At 57.2% G+C, this 1279-nt stretch carries 1 protein-coding gene and 1 pseudogene; one reads left to right on the forward strand and one right to left on the reverse strand.

Annotation, left to right across the window (positions count from 1 at the left end; translation table 11 throughout):
• Positions 1 to 400: pseudogene (locus IVB48_RS07795) on the forward strand (transposase); the annotation flags it as partial.
• Positions 401 to 972: 572 nt separating this feature from the next.
• On the opposite strand, the gene IVB48_RS07800 reads toward IVB48_RS07795, so the two are convergent.
• Positions 973 to 1173, reverse strand: coding sequence for a hypothetical protein (locus tag IVB48_RS07800; RefSeq protein ID WP_247399148.1), 201 nt, complete (start codon positions 1171 to 1173; stop codon positions 973 to 975).
• Between the last annotated feature and the right edge of the window lie 106 nt (positions 1174 to 1279).

The raw sequence follows: 1279 nt of genomic DNA on the forward strand, positions 1-1279 counted from the left end.
GGACCGCGGCTGCATGACTGGTGTTATCTCGAATTGGCCGACCTCGAGGCCGAGCAGTTCAACAGCGCAAATGATGGTTTATGGACGCGCGGTCTACTGATCCGTCGTCGCATCGCCGATGATGACCTCGCCTTTCTTCACCACCTGGTGCCCAGCGGGAACATCAATTGAAACGTTGGTCGCGGTCGAAGGCCATCGATGGGCGATCGAGGACAGCTTTGAAACCGCGAAAAACGAGTTCGGGCTGGATCACAACGAGAGCAGATCCTGGCATGGCTGGCACCGTCATGTGTCCTTGGTGATGCTCGCCTTCGCCATGATGGCCGCGATCCGACATCGCGCTAATCCGCCACCGCCCAAAAAAACGAAACCTCGCCCCCCGGCAAAAGCCAAAGCATAACCACACCGCCACTGATCCGTTGGTCAATCCAGGAAATCCGCCGCGTTGCCATCAGACTTGCTCGAAAGCGTATTCAACCCGCACGCATCATCGCATGGTCTTTCTGGCGCAGAGCTCATCAGGCTGCCGCTCAACGCGCTCATGTCAAATCAAAAAGATAACTGTAATGCTAGTAGTTGACACCGGGCAAGGTATGTCCGTGCCGACGCCGCTTGAGCAAAGGCTGCGTGAACTTCCCTCTGAGACGTCGAACACCAGCACGACAGCGATCGATTAACTTAGCGGTCTGCAGAGCTAAGAACAGTTCGTTCACTCGGATGATTTTGATTCTAGGAGCCAACCGCTCCCAGGAAGGTGGCGTGTCTTTGCTGGTCCAGCACCAGACGCCTGCTGCCCACGTGAGCGTTATAGGAAGAAGCCGCGAAGCCAGTTACCCAGGAATCATCCCGCCAGCCGCCAGAGCGGCCGCCCTGAGACTGCGTTCGGTCATCAGAGCGTCAGCTGCGACCAGGGCTTCAGAAGCGCGTCGTCACTATCCAGGATGTGAATGCATTCCATCCAAAAGCTCAACTTTACCAATCTGGTGCTGCCGGGTAGGAGAAACGCCGGCCATTAAGCAACATAAGCAGGTTTCCCGTCAGGCAACCTTGCGACGAGTACATCATCATGCACGCCGCGATCCGATTGTTGTAGGCTCCGTTCTGGAGCCACCGCACCAGCTCAATATTGGCGCAAGGAACGCCCGCAAGATCGAAATGCGTGTGGATGATCATGCCCTCCCTGCGGCGCGGCAATCAGGATGGAAGTGCAGCGTCAATCAGGATGAGAGAGCTTCGCCGGGCTCGTGACGCAGGGAGGGCGTAGCCCGACCGGAGTTAC

Source organism: Bradyrhizobium sp. 76 (genome assembly GCF_023073025.1).
Lineage (GTDB): Bacteria > Pseudomonadota > Alphaproteobacteria > Rhizobiales > Xanthobacteraceae > Bradyrhizobium.

What these genes read in the sequence shown, in the direction of transcription:
- IVB48_RS07800 (WP_247399148.1), bottom strand. Translation starts at nt 1,173, where the DNA reads ATGATCATCCACACGCATTTCGATCTTGCGGGCGTTCCTTGCGCCAAT.